Genomic DNA, 14,539 nt, shown 5'->3' on the forward strand with positions numbered 1-14,539 from the left:
AACTGATTACAACGCACGATATTTATCTCTCAGCCTTTGACGAACCCATTCCGCCAATGCATTCACCGCAAAGGTGAAGACAAACAAAATTAATGCTGATAGGAACAATAATCGGTAGTGAGAACTGCCCACTTCCGACTCTGGCAATTCAACCGCAATGGTTGCAGACAAGCTACGTAAGCCTTCTAGCACGTTCCAATCCATTAATGGTGTATTGCCCGTCGCCATTAACACAATCATGGTTTCCCCCACAGCGCGACCAAGCCCCATCATGATTGCCGAGAAAATCCCCGGACTGGCTGTCAGCAGGACGACATAAATCAAGGTTTGCCATGGCGTGGCTCCCAGAGCTAATGAGCCATCCGATAGGTGCTTCGGCACTGAGAAAATTGCATCTTCTGCAATGGTAAAAATCGTAGGGATAACCGCAAAGCCCATCGCTAAACCAACCACCAGCGCGTTGCGTTGGTCAAAGCCAATACCATGATCAGTCAGGAACAAACGCATGTCACCACCAAAGAAGGCTTGCTCAAGCATTGGCGATACCCACACACCTAAACCAATCAACAGTAAAATCAAAGGCATTAACACCAAAGCATGCCATCCGTTTGGCAGGCGGTTACGTATTGGTTGTGGGATCAGCGCCCATAGTCCGCCCATCACCATGGTGCTCAGAGGCAAAACAAACAGCATCACCACAACGGTAATCAGGTGGTCTTCCACAATCGGAGCGAACCAAAGCCCGGCAAGGAAACCAATGATAACCGTCGGCAAAGCTTCCATTAACTCAATTGAAGGCTTTACCACACGACGCATTCGAGGCGACATAAAATAAGCCGTATAAATCGCTCCTAGTACCGCCAAAGGTACCGAGAATAACATCGCGAACATCGCCGCTTTAATGGTCCCAAACGCAATAGGAACCAAGCTGAATTTCGCTTCGAAATCATCACTGGCCGAGGTCGATTGCCATACAAACTCTGGCTCAGGGTAACCTTCATACCACACTTTTTGCCATAAAGATGACAACGATACTTCTGGGTATGGGTTATCAACGAACGCCACATTTAACTCGTCATTTTGCCAAGTAATTAGATAACGCTCGTTATTCGACATTCCCGCCATCACAGGTGCCTGCTTGTATGCACGCTTAAACAGCACCAGTTTCTCGCTGGTGGTGTAATGGCTCTGCAACGTACCGTTAGTGTAGAAGCTGTAAAAACCTTTACGGTGGGAATCCGGCAACAAGTACTTAAGCTCCGATGCCAACTTGAATTCACGAATGTGCGTCAAGGTGCGTTGATCACCTTGTAGGGTATCAAACCATTGAGAAACGTGACCATCGTTATGAGTAACCAAGATGGAATAAGCGCCAGCTAATAAGTCAATGGTTCTCACCGAATGTTTAGTATCACCTTGAGTAAGATCGATGACCTCACGCACAGAGAACTTACCTTCTCCTTTCACTAACACAATCAGCTCGGAGCCATTACGCAGGTACAAGTTCTTTCCGTCAGGTGTTAGTAACATTTGTTCGGGCGAATCAAAACCTGATGAAAAAGTGTAATCAATGGTGATCGGTGGTGCGTCTAATAGCTGTGGCTCTTGCCAGCGAGCTTTAAGCACTCCTGTCTGAGTCTGCCATACTAACGTTGGGGTTTGGGTCGAAGCACTAAAAACAAACTGTGTTACCGGATCGCTGGCATTTGTTAGCTGCATATCCATGCCAGAATGAAAAGGAATGACCTCCGGTGGACGGGTATTTTCTCTTAGTGTCGCATTAAATTCTGGCTTAAAAAGGTGAGCGAAACCATTTTCATCAACTAATCCATACCAACCTAAACCAGGGGCAGATTGAGCAAACGCAACAGGGTTGCGAGCCATTTGCTGTGTGTATAAAGCTGGCTTACTCGGGTGATCCAGCGATAAGAAACGAACCTCCCCCGACTGGGTTAACACTAGTCCAATTTGAGAATAGTCATCGACTGAAATTGCGAGAGGTTTCCCACTTTGGGTTGCTCTAGAGGCATAATTGGTTTCGATCTCTGCATCAGAAAACAGAGGGATGATCACCATTGCAAGGTAAACAAAGATCAAAACAAGGGCGGCTAACACGCCTACACCACCGGATGTCACTGCAAATCGAACTAAACGATCTTTGATCAATCGCTTCTTATCTTTTTCCTGCAATGAAAACTCGGCTTGTGCCATTGATCTCTCTACCCTTTTTGACTTAGTACTAGAATATGTCGTTAAGATGACAATTATATTACAGATCACATTAAACAACTGAAAAGAATACAACTCTTATGCATGCCGTAGTATGAAATAAATCTGTAATGAAAAACTCATAATGTTCACACTCCTCTTTTATCCCTCGATGAGTGCGGATTCACTCTTTTTTAGGCTAGGTAAGGTTATGAGCGCAGAAAAACTCTATATAGAAAAAGAACTTAGTTGGTTATCTTTCAACGAACGAGTACTACAAGAAGCTGCCGACAAAACCGTCCCTCTCATTGAACGAATTCGATTTCTCGGGATATTTTCCAATAACTTAGATGAATTCTATAAAGTACGCTTTGCGGATGTAAAACGTCGGATCTTGATCAGCCAAGAACGCGGTGGAAGCGACAACTCTAAGCACTTGTTAACAAAGATGCAAACCAAAGCGTTGAAGCTAAACGAACAATTCGATGAATTATACAGTGAATTAATACGTGAAATGGCACGACGTCGGATTTTTTTAGTTAATGAGCACCAATTAGATGACACACAAAAACGTTGGGTAACCAAGTATTTTCGTAAAGAAGTCATGCCGCACATTACCCCTCTTCTTATTAAAGAAGATATTGATGTTCTGCAGTTTCTTAAAGACGAATACGCTTACATTACGGTCGATCTGCAAAAAGGCGATCAATCCCAATACGCTTTAATTGAGATCCCAACCGATCACTTACCTCGCTTTGTTATGTTGCCTGAAAAAAAAGGCAAGCGACGTAAAACGATCATTTTACTCGACAATATTATTCGCTATTGCCTTGATGAACTTTTTAAAGGCTTTTTCGAATACGATGCTCTTAACGGCTATGCGATGAAAATGACCCGTGATGCTGAGTACGACTTGCGTTACGAGGTTGAGTTTAGCCTGCTTGAACAAATGTCTGAAGGGGTGAATCAACGTCTTACCGCCTTACCTGTACGCTTTGTATATGAGCGAGATATGCCGCAAAAGATGCTCGATTTTTTATGCAAAAAACTACAGATTTCTAATTACGACAACCTCATCCCTGGTGGGCGCTATCATAATTTCAAAGACTTTATTGGTTTTCCTAATGTTGGCCGAGATTATTTAGAAAACAAACCGATGCCGCCAATGAAGTGTGCAGACTTTGAGGGCTATGCAAACAGTTTTGAAGCCATCAAAGCCAACGATATACTGCTGCACTACCCTTATCATACCTTTGATCATATTTCGGAATTGGTTCGACAAGCCTCGTTCGATCCTAAAGTCCTAAGCATCAAGATCAACATCTACCGCGTCGCCAAAGACTCGCGTTTGATGAACTCGTTGATCGATGCTGTACATAATGGCAAGGGAGTCACCGTTGTTGTGGAGCTGCAAGCTCGCTTCGATGAAGAAGCGAATATCGAGTGGTCCAAAATACTAACGGAGGCTGGTGTACATGTCGTCTTCGGCGCCCCTGGTCTTAAGATTCACTCCAAGTTACTGCTAATAAGCCGTCGTGAAGACGGAGAGATTGTTCGCTACGCTCACATTGGTACTGGGAACTTTCACGAGAAAACAGCACAAGTGTACACGGACCTTACCTTGCTGACCGCCGATCAAGAACTCACCGATGAGGTACGAAATGTATTTGGCTATATCGAAAATCCATACCGTCCGGTGAAGTTCAATCATTTGATTGTCTCTCCACGAAACTCACGAACACAATTATATCGCTTAATTGACAACGAAATTGCCAATGCCAAATCAGGAAAAAAAGCAGCACTGACCATCAAGGTCAATAACCTCGTCGATAAAGGCATCGTCAATAAACTCTACGGCGCGAGTAATGCTGGAGTAAAAATCAAGATGATCATTCGTGGTATGTGCTCATTGGTCCCAGGCATTGAAGGGGTGAGCGAGAACATTCAGATCATCAGTATCGTCGATCGCTTCCTAGAGCATCCTCGCGTTGTAATTACTCACAATGACGGCGAACCACAGGTGTACATCTCCTCAGCGGACTGGATGACTCGAAATATCGATCATCGAATTGAAGTTGCAGCCCCCGTCCGTGATCCACGTTTGAAACAGAGGATTATTGATATAACTAACATTCACTTTACCGATACAGTAAAAGCTCGCCTGATAGATAAAGAGATGAGTAACAGCTACGTACCGCGAGGTAATCGTAAAAAAGTTCGCTCACAAGTTGCCATCTACGACTATCTTAAAAATATAGAGAAGCAAATAAGAAAACAAAAAACCGATGCCTCAAATACTTGAACAAGATGTACGCCATATCGCTGCAATTGACCTCGGGTCAAACAGTTTCCATATGGTGGTAGCGAAAGTTGTCGGTAGTGATCTTCAACTTGTCAGTCGCCATAAACAACGCGTACGGTTAGCTGCCGGACTCGATTCAGAGCTCAATCTTAGCCATGCAGCAATGGAACGAGGTCTTGAGTGCCTCGCGATGTTCGCCGAACGCTTGCAAGGCTTTGAAGCTTCAAACGTAAGAATTGCAGCCACTCACACTTTAAGGCGTGCTAACAACGCCCATCTCTTTATCCAACGAGCCAAAGAGGTGCTGCCTTTTCCAATTGAAATTATTCCGGGCGAAGAAGAAGCTCGCCTCATCTATCTCGGCGTCGCACATACTCAAGCGGAATCTAACTCCAAACTGGTCGTCGACATCGGTGGCGGCAGTACTGAGATGATCATTGGTCAAGAGTTTGACCCAGAGCTTCTGAACAGCAAGCAAATGGGTTGTGTAAGCTTTACCGAGCAGTTCTTCAATAACGGCAAACTGTCGCGGAAGAACTTCAGCAAAGCGATTCTCGCCGCAGAGCAACGCATGGAGTCCATTGCTGCAAAATACCGCAAGAAAGGCTGGGATATTGCCCTCGGCTCTTCAGGTACTATTAAAGCGATTCGCGAAGTCTTGATTGGATTGGGTCATGAAGATGGGCTGATCACCAACAAGCGTTTGGGTAAGCTCATCGACACATTGTGCGAATTTGAGTCCATTGATGATATCGAGCTTGTTGGTCTGACCGATGAACGCAAGCCAGTCTTTGCCGCTGGTGTAGCCATTTTGTCTGCCATCTTCCAATCACTAAAAATCAACCAGATGTTCTTCTCGGATGGCGCATTACGTGAAGGTCTGCTTTACGAGATGGAAGAACGCTTCGCCCGTTCTGATATTCGTATGCGCACCACAGAAAATCTAGCAAAACAACATCGCGTTGATATCGAACACGCAGCGCGCGTAAAAGGTCATGCAAGAGAGATGCTGTGCAATGTTCGTTCTGAACTTGGTATCAAGAAGAAGAGTGAGCTGTTTGATTTACTAGAATGGGCTGCTTTGCTGCATGAAGTCGGCTTGAGCATCAGTCTGCGCGGTTTCCATCGTCACTCATTCTACATTCTGCTGCACTCCAACTTACCCGGCTTTAACCGCGAACAGCAATTGGTATTGGCGACTTTAGCTCGCTTCCAACGTAAATCCCTCAAGCTTAATGAGTTCCCAGAGTTCAATCTCTACAAAGAGAGTGACATCATCAACTTAATTAAGGTTCTGCGTCTAGCCATTGTGGTCAACGGTCAACGCAATGATGATCCGCTGCCTGAGCTGACACTATCGATACAAGAAGATAAGTGGGTACTTACCTGCGTAGAAGAAGATTGGTTGGAGAACAACAAGCTGCTCGATGCAGATTTGCAGGAAGAACAGCAACGCTGGGAAAGCGCAGGATGGGCATTGAACTTCTAACCACGAACTCAATGAGATAAAGAAAAAGGTCGGCTTATAAACCGACCTTTTTTAATTCCTCTGCAGCGAAATCGGCAGTAATCGGAACATAACCATCTTTCGCAACCAGCGCTTGCCCTTGGGCAGAGAACATAAAGCGAATGAACTCAGCTTCAATTGGGCTTAGCGGGTAATCAGGATGTTTATTCACGTATACATAGAGGTAACGTGATAGTGGGTACTTACCTGAGATGATATTTTCACGCACAGGGCTAACGTAATCGGTGCCTGTTTTCGCAATTGGGACTAAACGAACACCCGCCACGCGATAACCTACACCTGAATAACCTACACCACTAATCGTAGATGCAACAGACTGCACCACTGATGCAGATCCCGGTTGCTCGTTCACACGAGTTTTAAAATCACCGCCACACAAGGCATTGCTTTTAAAATAACCGTACGTACCCGATACTGAGTTACGACCAAACAGCTGCAAGTTACGTTTCGCCCACTCGGCTTTGATGCCTAACTCACGCCAGTTGGTGATGAACTCACTTTCACCGCAGCGCAATGTCGCCGAGAACATCGCATCCAACTGATGAAAATTAAGCCCTTTGATTGGGTTGTCTTGATGAACGAAGATGCCAATCGCATCAATTGCAACACGAAGTGCCGTTGGCTTGTAACCATGTACACGCTCAAATGCTTCGATCTCACGCATACGCATTGAACGACTCATTGGACCGAATTGCGCCGTTTGTTCCGTTAACGCCGGTGGCGCAGTCGATGAACCAGACGCCTGAACCTGAGCATTAATGTTCGGGTAAATAGATTTAAACTCTTCTACCCAAAGCGTGGTCATGCCTGCTAACGTATCTGAGCCGACAGACAATAAGTTACCCGCAATACCCGTCGTCTTTTGATAATTCGGCAACGGTTGATCTTGTGCAAATGCCACGCTGGAGAGCACCAACATGGCTAGAGTGATTTTCTTAATAGCTTTGGATACGACACTCATTACTTCACCACCAAACGACTTGGTAGGATGAAAGAGAACTTACTGCCGACACCAACTTCACTGTAGATTTCGAGGTGAGAGTCATGGTGGCTCAATGCGTGCTTCACGATGGCCAAACCGAGACCACTGCCCCCCGTATCACGAGAGCGTGCTTTATCCACGCGATAGAAACGTTCGGTCAATCGATGTAAGTGTTGTGGCTCAATACCATCACCGCTGTCTTCAACCTCTAGACAAGCACCTTGTGCGGTTTGATACCAACGGACATTAACGTGAGCACCTGGAGGGGTGTACTTCACCGCGTTGTAAACCAAGTTGGAGATAGCACTGCGTAACTGGTCATCATCACCAAGGACACGTAAGCTAGAATCAACATCGAAAGTCAACTGGTGCTTATCATCACCACTCAAACTGATCGCTTCTTTCTCAAGCACTTCTAACATACTTGGTACGTTCACAACGTCTTCTAGCTCATGCATTGGCGCCGCTTCGATCTTAGACAGCGTTAATAACTGGTTCACCAAACTGTTCATTCGATTTAGCTGCTCGGTCATTACACCATGTGCTTTACTCCACATTGGACCAACGATCATGTCTGGATCTTCCGTCATCTCTAAATAGCCTTGCAGTACCGTCATAGGGGTACGCAGTTCATGAGATACGTTAGCGAAAAAGTTACGGCGCATACCTTCAAGCTGTTTAAGCTGGCTCACATCACGTACCACCATCAAATGTTCGCCTTCGGTGTAAGGCACGATACGCAATTCCAACATACGTTCGACGTTGAGCGGCGAGCGCATTTCTAGCGGCTCAGAGAAATCTTGCTTGTTGATGTACTTGATAAAATCAGGAGTACGGATGAGATTAGAAATAGGTTGTCCAGAATCTTCTGGCCAGTGGAATCCTAAAAGGTGCTGCGCAAGCTTGTTACACCACACAATATTGCCTTCAGCACGAAAAACCACTACCGCATCCGGCAGCGATTCAGCACCATTACGGAAACGGCGAATTAAATTGGTGAGCTCTTTACGTTTTCGACGCTGACGTTGTTGTAAGCGGTATAAACCGTTAAACAAAGATTCCCAGTTACCACTACCTGATGGTGGAGTCAGACGCTTTTCATCCCATAACCAAGCCGATAAGCGAACCTGATTATGCAGATGCCAGACAAGCTGCAAAGCCGTGGCCGCCAGAAGCAACCACGGCATATAACCGAATATCCATCCTATGATCACCCAAGGGGTGTAAAAAAAAGCCAGCTCCCAGGCCAGCTTTTTCCAAGTTAATCTTTCAACCACTCATTACTCCAGAAATGGTATTGATAAGCTGCTAGCGATGTTATGCCTTCGTCGAGAAACGGTAACCTGCACCACGAACGGTTTGGATGAGTTTGTCGTGACCTGCCGCCTCAAGCGCTTTACGTAGACGACGAATATGTACGTCAACAGTACGGTCTTCTACATACACGTTGGTGCCCCAAACGTTGTTTAGCAGTTGCTCACGACTGTAAACACGCTCTTGGTGCGTCATGAAGAAGTGCAGCATTTTGAACTCTGTTGGTCCCATATCAACCGCTTCATCATTTGCAGTCACGCGGTGAGAAACAGGGTCCAACTTCAGACCTTGTACATCAATCACATCTTCAAGCGCAGTCGGTGTTACGCGGCGAATAACGGCTTTAAGGCGAGCAACCAATTCTTTTGGTGAGAAAGGTTTAGTGATGTAGTCATCCGCACCAACTTCTAAGCCGCGCACTTTGTCTTCTTCTTCACCACGAGCGGTCAGCATCACAACGGGAATATTGCGCGTTAACTCTTCGCGCTTCATGTGTTTGATGAAGTTAATACCACTACCACCTGGTAGCATCCAGTCTAGTAGCACTAAATCCGGGAAGGGTTCAGCCAGCTTGGTTACCGCAGAGTCGTAATCTTCTGCTTCTACTGCTTGATAACCTTTCTGTTCAAGCACGAAGCATAGCATTTCGCGAATCGGAGCTTCGTCTTCAACAACCAGAATCCTTCTAGACATAATTGAATAACCTTATGTGAGTTGAGCTAATGAATTTAAAGGACAAAGCGCCCCTCTATGCATAAGCATTATTACTACCAATTATGACACTTTTGTGACCTTTGAAAACAAATTTTCATATAAGTTTCTTTTGAGATTCATCATGATCTTTTTCAATTCAATTAGGACAACGCCGGGAAAATTCCCTATGATTAGTCCCTTGTCATCAAGCCTAGAGAAGATTTATGTGGTTTAAAAACTGTCTGGTATACCGTGTTAACCGCGAGGTTAACTTCAACGCCGATCAACTGGAAACTCAACTAGCCGAGTTCCGATTCACCCCTTGTGGCAGCCAAGATAAACAAAAGTTTGGCTGGGTTAGCGCGATGGGTAGAAATGGCGACATGATGACGCACGTTTCAGAAAACCGCATTCTGATTTGCGCGAAGAAAGAAGAGAAAATGCTGCCTGCTTCAGTGATCAAAGATTCACTAAACGCAAAAGTAGAAGCAATGGAAGCGCAAGAAGGTCGCCCACTCAAGAAGAAAGAGAAGGACAACCTCAAAGATGACATCGTAATGGACCTACTGCCACGTGCATTCAGCCGCAGCAGCCACACTTACGTACTTATCATGCCAAAAGAAGGCTTCATCCTTGTTGATGCAAGCAGCTATAAAAAAGCAGAAGATGTATTGGCACTATTACGTAAAACAATGGGTAGCCTACCTGTTGTGCCTGCAATCCCTGAAGTCGCGATTGAAACGACCTTGACTGAATGGGTGAAAACTGGCGACACGCCACAAGGCATTTCTATGATGGACGAAGCTGAGCTTAAGTCTGTGCTAGAAGAAGGCGGTGTGATTCGTTGTAAGAAGCAAGAACTGACAACTGATGAAATCCGCAACCACATCGCAGCGGATAAGGTGGTGACTAAGCTAGCACTGAACTGGCAAGATCGTATCGAATTCATCATGGCAGAAGATTCTGGCATCAAACGTCTGAAGTTCTCTGATGAACTAAAAGATCAAAACGATGACATCCCACGCGAAGATCAAGCCGCTCGCTTCGACGCAGACTTCTCTCTAATGTGTGGCGAGTTCAGCGCTTTCCTACCAAATCTATACGAAGCATTGGGCGGTCTACCAAACCCTAACGCTTAATTTCGTACAAAGATTAATCATAACGCCCTCACTTTTTTTGAGGGCGTTTGTTTATCTAAACCATAATTCTCCTAGTCACAGGTCACATTTTGACGTAAAATTTGCGCCCCATTTCCATGAGGTGGAATTGGCCTGACTTGTGATCAGATACTAAGAGAATTGAGCAATGACAACAGAGAAAGCATTCGTACCAGAGCTACTGTCTCCAGCTGGTAGCCTTAAAAACATGCGTTACGCATTCGCCTACGGCGCAGATGCAGTATACGCTGGCCAACCTCGCTACAGCCTTCGCGTACGTAACAACGAGTTCAACCACGAAAACCTACAAATCGGTATCAACGAAGCGCATGCCCTAGGCAAAAAGCTTTACGTGGTATGTAACATCCAACCGCACAACTCTAAGCTTAAAACTTTCATCCGTGACCTTAAGCCAGTGGTAGAAATGGGCCCAGACGCACTTATCATGTCTGATCCAGGTCTTATCATGATGGTTCGCGAAGCGTTCCCAGAAATGCCAATTCACCTGTCTGTACAGGCGAACGCAGTAAACTGGGCAACTGTGAAGTTCTGGGCTGCTAACGGTGTTGAGCGTGTGATTGTTTCTCGTGAGCTTTCTCTAGAAGAAATCGAAGAAATTCGCGAGCACTGTCCTGAAACTGAACTAGAAGTTTTCGTTCACGGTGCTCTATGCATGGCCTACTCTGGTCGCTGCCTACTGTCTGGTTACATCAACAAACGTGACCCTAACCAAGGTACTTGCACTAACGCATGCCGTTGGGAATACAAAGTAGAAGAAGGCAAAGAAAACGACACTGGCGACATCGTAGAGAAGTTTGACCCAACGGAAGCGCAAGCAATCGAAGTCGCTGACGAGCGTCCTGAGACAACCATCGGTCGCGGCAAGCCAACCGATGAAGTCGTTCTGCTTTCTGAAGCGCATCGCCCTGAAGAAAAAATGGCAGCGTTCGAAGACGAGCATGGTACTTACATCATGAACTCGAAAGATCTTCGCGCAATCCAACACGTTGAGCGCCTAACTAAAATGGGTGTTCATTCATTGAAGATCGAAGGCCGTACTAAGTCGTTCTACTACTGTGCTCGTACTGCACAGGTTTACCGTAAAGCAATCGATGATGCGGTCGCTGGCAAGCCATTCGATGAAAGCCTAATGGGCACATTGGAGAGCCTAGCTCACCGTGGTTACACAGAAGGCTTCCTACGTCGTCACACTCACGACAGCTACCAAAACTATGACTACGGCTACTCTGTATCAGATGCTCAGCAATTCGTTGGTGAGTTCACAGGTAAGCGCCGTGGTGACATGGTAGAAGTAGAAGTTAAGAATAAGTTTATCGTTGGTGACAGCCTAGAGCTAATGACGCCAAAAGGTAACGTAATCTTTACGCTAGAAGCGATGGAAAACCGTAAGTCAGAATCAATTGAAGACGCAAAAGGTAACGGCCACTTTGTATTTATCCCTGTACCAGAGGATATGGATCTGGAATACGGCCTGTTGATGCGTAACTTAAATGCAGGTCAGGATACCCGTAACCCAACTGGTAAGTAATCATGGCACTACTTATTACCGATAAGTGCATCAACTGCGACATGTGTGACCCAGAATGCCCTAACGGTGCAATTACTATGGGTGACAGTATTTTCGAGATTGACCCTGCTCTATGTACAGAGTGTAAAGGTCACTACGAAAAGCCAACATGTCAGTCGGTGTGTCCTATTACAAAATGCATTATTACCGACCCAAATCATGTCGAGACTGAAGAGCAATTGCTAGAGAAGTTTGTGATTATTCAAGGGTTAGCGTAATCGAAAGAGGTTCAACTTTGCCGACAAAGTTGAACCTTTTTTTAACCCGATTTTTCGATAGGATAGATATTACAAAACAGCTCTTTCTCGAAGTGATACTCTAACCTCTCACGCCAATTTTCAGCTTGCGAGACAGGGATCAGATAAAAGTTCTCCCTACTTGTATCAGTAACGAAAGCCATTCCATATTGCATCAGCTCGTAATGCACGTCATTAACAAAGCCTGGGTCAAGGCGTTGGCGCCCAGTCAGGTGATTAACATCCTCTCGAGTCAAAAAGACTCCTTTAGTATCACTGCTAAATCTGTGTCTTAACCACTCTGCAAACTCTTTTGCACAAATCATAGTCATGGTTTTATCCTTGATTAACTCTCGATGGGAAAAGCCTCCTTACCCACCTCAATACACTTGTCTGCGTTGTCGTTTGTCTTTCACCAACCAACAGACATATTGCTAAGAAATCAGAGAATCGCGACGAAAAGATCTTTCTTAATATGAGTTGCCACAACATTTTAAAATAATGCAACTCTTTGTTTATATAAGATTTCTATAATATGCCACAAAAACCTAAAGGTCAGTTTTTGTACTGGTATTATTCACTGTAGACAAAAGTATGATCTTTCTCCAGTTTCATAATAGAGATCCAGAGAAAGCATATTTGGTATTTCGTTGGTAGGACTCACCACTTATTTCTGCGTAATGAGCGGCTGGCATTGTGTTGGCAGTATCTTTTTCTTCTTCGGTTTAGGCGTTACCTTAGTTTTTTTGGTCACAGGTGGAGGCGTTGCTTTCGGCTTCCAACTTGCTAACTCTACTCCACAGCCATCTCCTGCAGGTGGTGGCGCTTGGTTAACACAATTAGAGCTCGACTCAGGGCAAGTTAATCTCACGTGGAAGTGGTAATGATGCCCCCACCAAGGCCGAACCTTACGTAACCAATTTCGGTCTTTCTCACCTTCTTGCTTACATAACTGCTCTTTAATCACTGGATGAACAAAGATACGAGCAACATCTTGACTCTTCGCGGCACTTCGAATCAGTTCAAAGTGCCTATCTTCCCAACGGTGTTCTAGAATCTTGTATTTTTTAAGATCTACGACACTCATGGGTTTCGGAAGTTGAAGCTCATTATAAGAAAGCGGTTCATCGGCCAATCGCAGCCAAATATCAATATCTAGGCCAGTTTGATGACTAGAGTGGCCAGAAGAAAAACGTCCACCACGAGCTAGGGATAAGTCCCCAATAAGTAACGTTGTGTTGAGATCTTTACTGTTTTTTTTCGCTAACTCTTCAACAAAGCTTATTGTATGAGGATGCCCATAGTAACGCTTCGTTTTACTGCGTAAAACCTGATAACCAATACCATCAAGCGGGAGAGGAGAAGCACCATCTAAACAGCCATTCGCATAACTGCCGATAGAAGAGGATGTGTTATTTGTGGGACCAGAGACCTGCTCCCACGGAGTAGCAGAAAGAGAAGCTGAGAATAGAAAACTTAAACAAAAAGAAAGACTCAGCTTCATCACGCTCATTCCTTAATAGTGGTCACCATTATCATAGTAGCCTTTAGGAGAGAGTGCAGAGAAAATTACCGCAACATCGATATCTTCACCGGCAATACCACGAACTTGCTCAGTAATCGCTTTAGCCACTTTATTCTGAGTCTCTTGCCCACGGTCAAACCACAGAACTTCAACAAAAGGATATGCACTGCTTACTTCACCTTCACTGAAGAAAGTACTGTAGATGTATTCAAACGTGAAGTCTTCACGAGGACATTCCATTAATGGCTGTAATTCGTCAGTAAGAGGCTTTGATAAAGCTTGAACGGTTTGAGGCTCTACTGCGCGAAATCGAAGATGTGGCATAACATAACTTCCTAATTATTAGAATTCAGCGCCGATAATAACAGGAAGTCACCTTCTAATCACGTTGAGCACTAGCTATGCACTACAAAATAGCACACATACCGCGAGACATAAGTATGACTGACAATTTGAGGGAGAGGCAGAAGCAGAAGCAGAAAAGTGATAAAACGAAAAAGGCTCTAGCATTTCTGCTAGAGCCTTAAATATGGCAGGGGTGGAGAGATTCGAACTCCCAACACGCGGATTTGGAATCCGCTGCTCTGCCAATTGGAGCTACACCCCTGTAGTTCGTGTTTAGTGAGACGACTCTCGGAATAAGTGGCGGAGCGGACGGGACTCGAACCCGCGACCCCCGGCGTGACAGGCCGGTATTCTAACCAACTGAACTACCGCTCCGCACTGGTTAGACATTTAAGTCTAAATTTAAAGCCTGGCGATGTCCTACTCTCACATGGGGAAACCCCACACTACCATCGGCGCTAATTCGTTTCACTTCTGAGTTCGGAATGGAAATCAGGTGGGTCCAAATCGCTATGGTCGCCAAGCAAATTCTTTAATTCGGAAAACTGATTTTAAGTTCTACTACACATTCAATCGTTCTTGCATTGAGTCCATCAAAACCCCTTGGGTGTTGTATGGTTAAGCCTCACGGGCAATTAGTACAGGTTAGCTCAACGCCTCA

General features: G+C 45.2%; 12 protein-coding genes, 2 tRNA genes and 1 rRNA gene. 5 read left to right on the forward strand and 10 right to left on the reverse strand.

Annotated elements, in window-relative coordinates:
* Positions 1-6: 6 nt before the first annotated feature.
* Positions 7-2,211: an ABC transporter permease subunit gene (locus ATB76_RS24125; protein ID WP_061036222.1), complete on the reverse strand. Its 2,205-nt coding sequence runs from the start codon at positions 2,209-2,211 to the stop codon at positions 7-9.
* A gap of 208 nt (positions 2,212-2,419) precedes the next feature.
* Between ATB76_RS24125 and ppk1 the strand changes: the two genes are divergently transcribed.
* A complete protein-coding gene (ppk1, locus tag ATB76_RS24130) occupies positions 2,420-4,510 on the forward strand; it encodes a polyphosphate kinase 1 (RefSeq protein WP_042603100.1) in 2,091 nt (696 codons plus the stop codon).
* Entirely contained in the window at positions 4,494-5,999 is a 1,506-nt protein-coding gene (gene ppx, locus ATB76_RS24135) for an exopolyphosphatase (protein WP_038869534.1), read from the forward strand. The genes ppk1 and ppx overlap by 17 nt, the downstream gene beginning before the upstream one ends.
* A gap of 34 nt (positions 6,000-6,033) precedes the next feature.
* On the opposite strand, the gene ATB76_RS24140 is transcribed toward ppx, so the two are convergent.
* Genes ATB76_RS24140 through phoB form a run of 3 tightly spaced genes read right to left on the reverse strand, consistent with a single transcriptional unit; the run spans position 6,034 to position 9,027 of the window.
* Positions 6,034-6,999 carry a phosphate ABC transporter substrate-binding protein PstS family protein gene (locus tag ATB76_RS24140; RefSeq protein WP_038878370.1) on the reverse strand — a complete coding sequence of 322 codons (966 nt, stop codon included), beginning with the start codon at positions 6,997-6,999 and terminating at the stop codon, positions 6,034-6,036.
* On the reverse strand, positions 6,999-8,297 hold the full coding sequence (gene phoR, locus ATB76_RS24145; protein ID WP_038869530.1) for a phosphate regulon sensor histidine kinase PhoR: 1,299 nt from the start codon (positions 8,295-8,297) through the stop codon (positions 6,999-7,001). Before phoR ends, ATB76_RS24140 begins: the two co-directional genes overlap by 1 nt.
* A 40-nt stretch (positions 8,298-8,337) precedes the next feature.
* Positions 8,338-9,027, reverse strand: a complete 690-nt coding sequence (phoB, locus tag ATB76_RS24150; protein ID WP_005424836.1) for a phosphate regulon transcriptional regulator PhoB — start codon at positions 9,025-9,027, stop codon at positions 8,338-8,340.
* A gap of 224 nt (positions 9,028-9,251) precedes the next feature.
* Here phoB and rdgC point away from each other — a divergent pair, with 224 nt between their 5' ends.
* The 3 genes from rdgC (at position 9,252) to ATB76_RS24165 (ending at position 11,990) form a co-directional block, all read left to right on the forward strand.
* The gene (rdgC, locus tag ATB76_RS24155) at positions 9,252-10,166 is read left to right on the forward strand and encodes a recombination-associated protein RdgC (RefSeq protein ID WP_005424813.1); all 915 of its coding nucleotides are present in this window, start codon (positions 9,252-9,254) and stop codon (positions 10,164-10,166) included.
* Positions 10,167-10,332: 166 nt separating this feature from the next.
* Positions 10,333-11,733 (forward strand): tRNA 5-hydroxyuridine modification protein YegQ, encoded by a 1,401-nt coding sequence (gene yegQ, locus ATB76_RS24160; RefSeq protein ID WP_038869526.1) that lies wholly within the window; start codon positions 10,333-10,335, stop codon positions 11,731-11,733.
* Between the two features lie 2 nt (positions 11,734-11,735).
* Entirely contained in the window at positions 11,736-11,990 is a 255-nt protein-coding gene (locus ATB76_RS24165) for a YfhL family 4Fe-4S dicluster ferredoxin (RefSeq protein WP_005445273.1), read from the forward strand.
* Positions 11,991-12,031: 41 nt separating this feature from the next.
* Here the strand turns inward: ATB76_RS24165 and ATB76_RS24170 are convergent, their stop codons facing one another.
* The 6 genes from ATB76_RS24170 to rrf all read right to left on the reverse strand — a co-directional run bounded on the left by ATB76_RS24170 (position 12,032) and on the right by rrf (position 14,402).
* Complete coding sequence (locus tag ATB76_RS24170; protein ID WP_009705551.1) at positions 12,032-12,340, reverse strand: hypothetical protein; 309 nt, start codon at positions 12,338-12,340, stop codon at positions 12,032-12,034.
* 335 nt (positions 12,341-12,675) lie between these two features.
* Positions 12,676-13,512 carry a penicillin-insensitive murein endopeptidase gene (gene mepA, locus ATB76_RS24175; protein WP_061036223.1) on the reverse strand — a complete coding sequence of 279 codons (837 nt, stop codon included), beginning with the start codon at positions 13,510-13,512 and terminating at the stop codon, positions 12,676-12,678.
* 12 nt (positions 13,513-13,524) lie between these two features.
* Positions 13,525-13,857, reverse strand: a complete 333-nt coding sequence (locus ATB76_RS24180; protein WP_038869523.1) for a DUF1904 domain-containing protein — start codon at positions 13,855-13,857, stop codon at positions 13,525-13,527.
* A gap of 206 nt (positions 13,858-14,063) precedes the next feature.
* Positions 14,064-14,140 (reverse strand) — tRNA-Trp (locus tag ATB76_RS24185).
* Between the two features lie 36 nt (positions 14,141-14,176).
* Positions 14,177-14,253: transfer RNA gene (locus tag ATB76_RS24190), tRNA-Asp, on the reverse strand.
* Positions 14,254-14,285: 32 nt separating this feature from the next.
* Positions 14,286-14,402 (reverse strand): 5S ribosomal RNA (gene rrf, locus ATB76_RS24195).
* Positions 14,403-14,539 lie beyond the last annotated feature (137 nt).

The organism is Vibrio sp. MOR3 (assembly GCF_001557775.1).
Taxonomy (GTDB): domain Bacteria; phylum Pseudomonadota; class Gammaproteobacteria; order Enterobacterales; family Vibrionaceae; genus Vibrio; species Vibrio jasicida.

Excerpts from the sequence above, each read along its gene's own strand:
- ppx (WP_038869534.1), top strand. The coding sequence starts at position 4,494 with ATGCCTCAAATACTTGAACAAGATGTACGCCATATCGCTGCAATTGAC.
- phoB (WP_005424836.1), bottom strand. The coding sequence starts at position 9,027 with ATGTCTAGAAGGATTCTGGTTGTTGAAGACGAAGCTCCGATTCGCGAA.
- ATB76_RS24180 (WP_038869523.1), bottom strand. The coding sequence starts at position 13,857 with ATGCCACATCTTCGATTTCGCGCAGTAGAGCCTCAAACCGTTCAAGCT.
- ATB76_RS24170 (WP_009705551.1), bottom strand. The coding sequence starts at position 12,340 with ATGACTATGATTTGTGCAAAAGAGTTTGCAGAGTGGTTAAGACACAGA.
- ATB76_RS24140 (WP_038878370.1), bottom strand. The coding sequence starts at position 6,999 with ATGAGTGTCGTATCCAAAGCTATTAAGAAAATCACTCTAGCCATGTTG.
- ATB76_RS24125 (WP_061036222.1), bottom strand. The coding sequence starts at position 2,211 with ATGGCACAAGCCGAGTTTTCATTGCAGGAAAAAGATAAGAAGCGATTG.
- mepA (WP_061036223.1), bottom strand. The coding sequence starts at position 13,512 with ATGAAGCTGAGTCTTTCTTTTTGTTTAAGTTTTCTATTCTCAGCTTCT.
- ATB76_RS24165 (WP_005445273.1), top strand. The coding sequence starts at position 11,736 with ATGGCACTACTTATTACCGATAAGTGCATCAACTGCGACATGTGTGAC.
- ppk1 (WP_042603100.1), top strand. The coding sequence starts at position 2,420 with ATGAGCGCAGAAAAACTCTATATAGAAAAAGAACTTAGTTGGTTATCT.
- rdgC (WP_005424813.1), top strand. The coding sequence starts at position 9,252 with ATGTGGTTTAAAAACTGTCTGGTATACCGTGTTAACCGCGAGGTTAAC.
- yegQ (WP_038869526.1), top strand. The coding sequence starts at position 10,333 with ATGACAACAGAGAAAGCATTCGTACCAGAGCTACTGTCTCCAGCTGGT.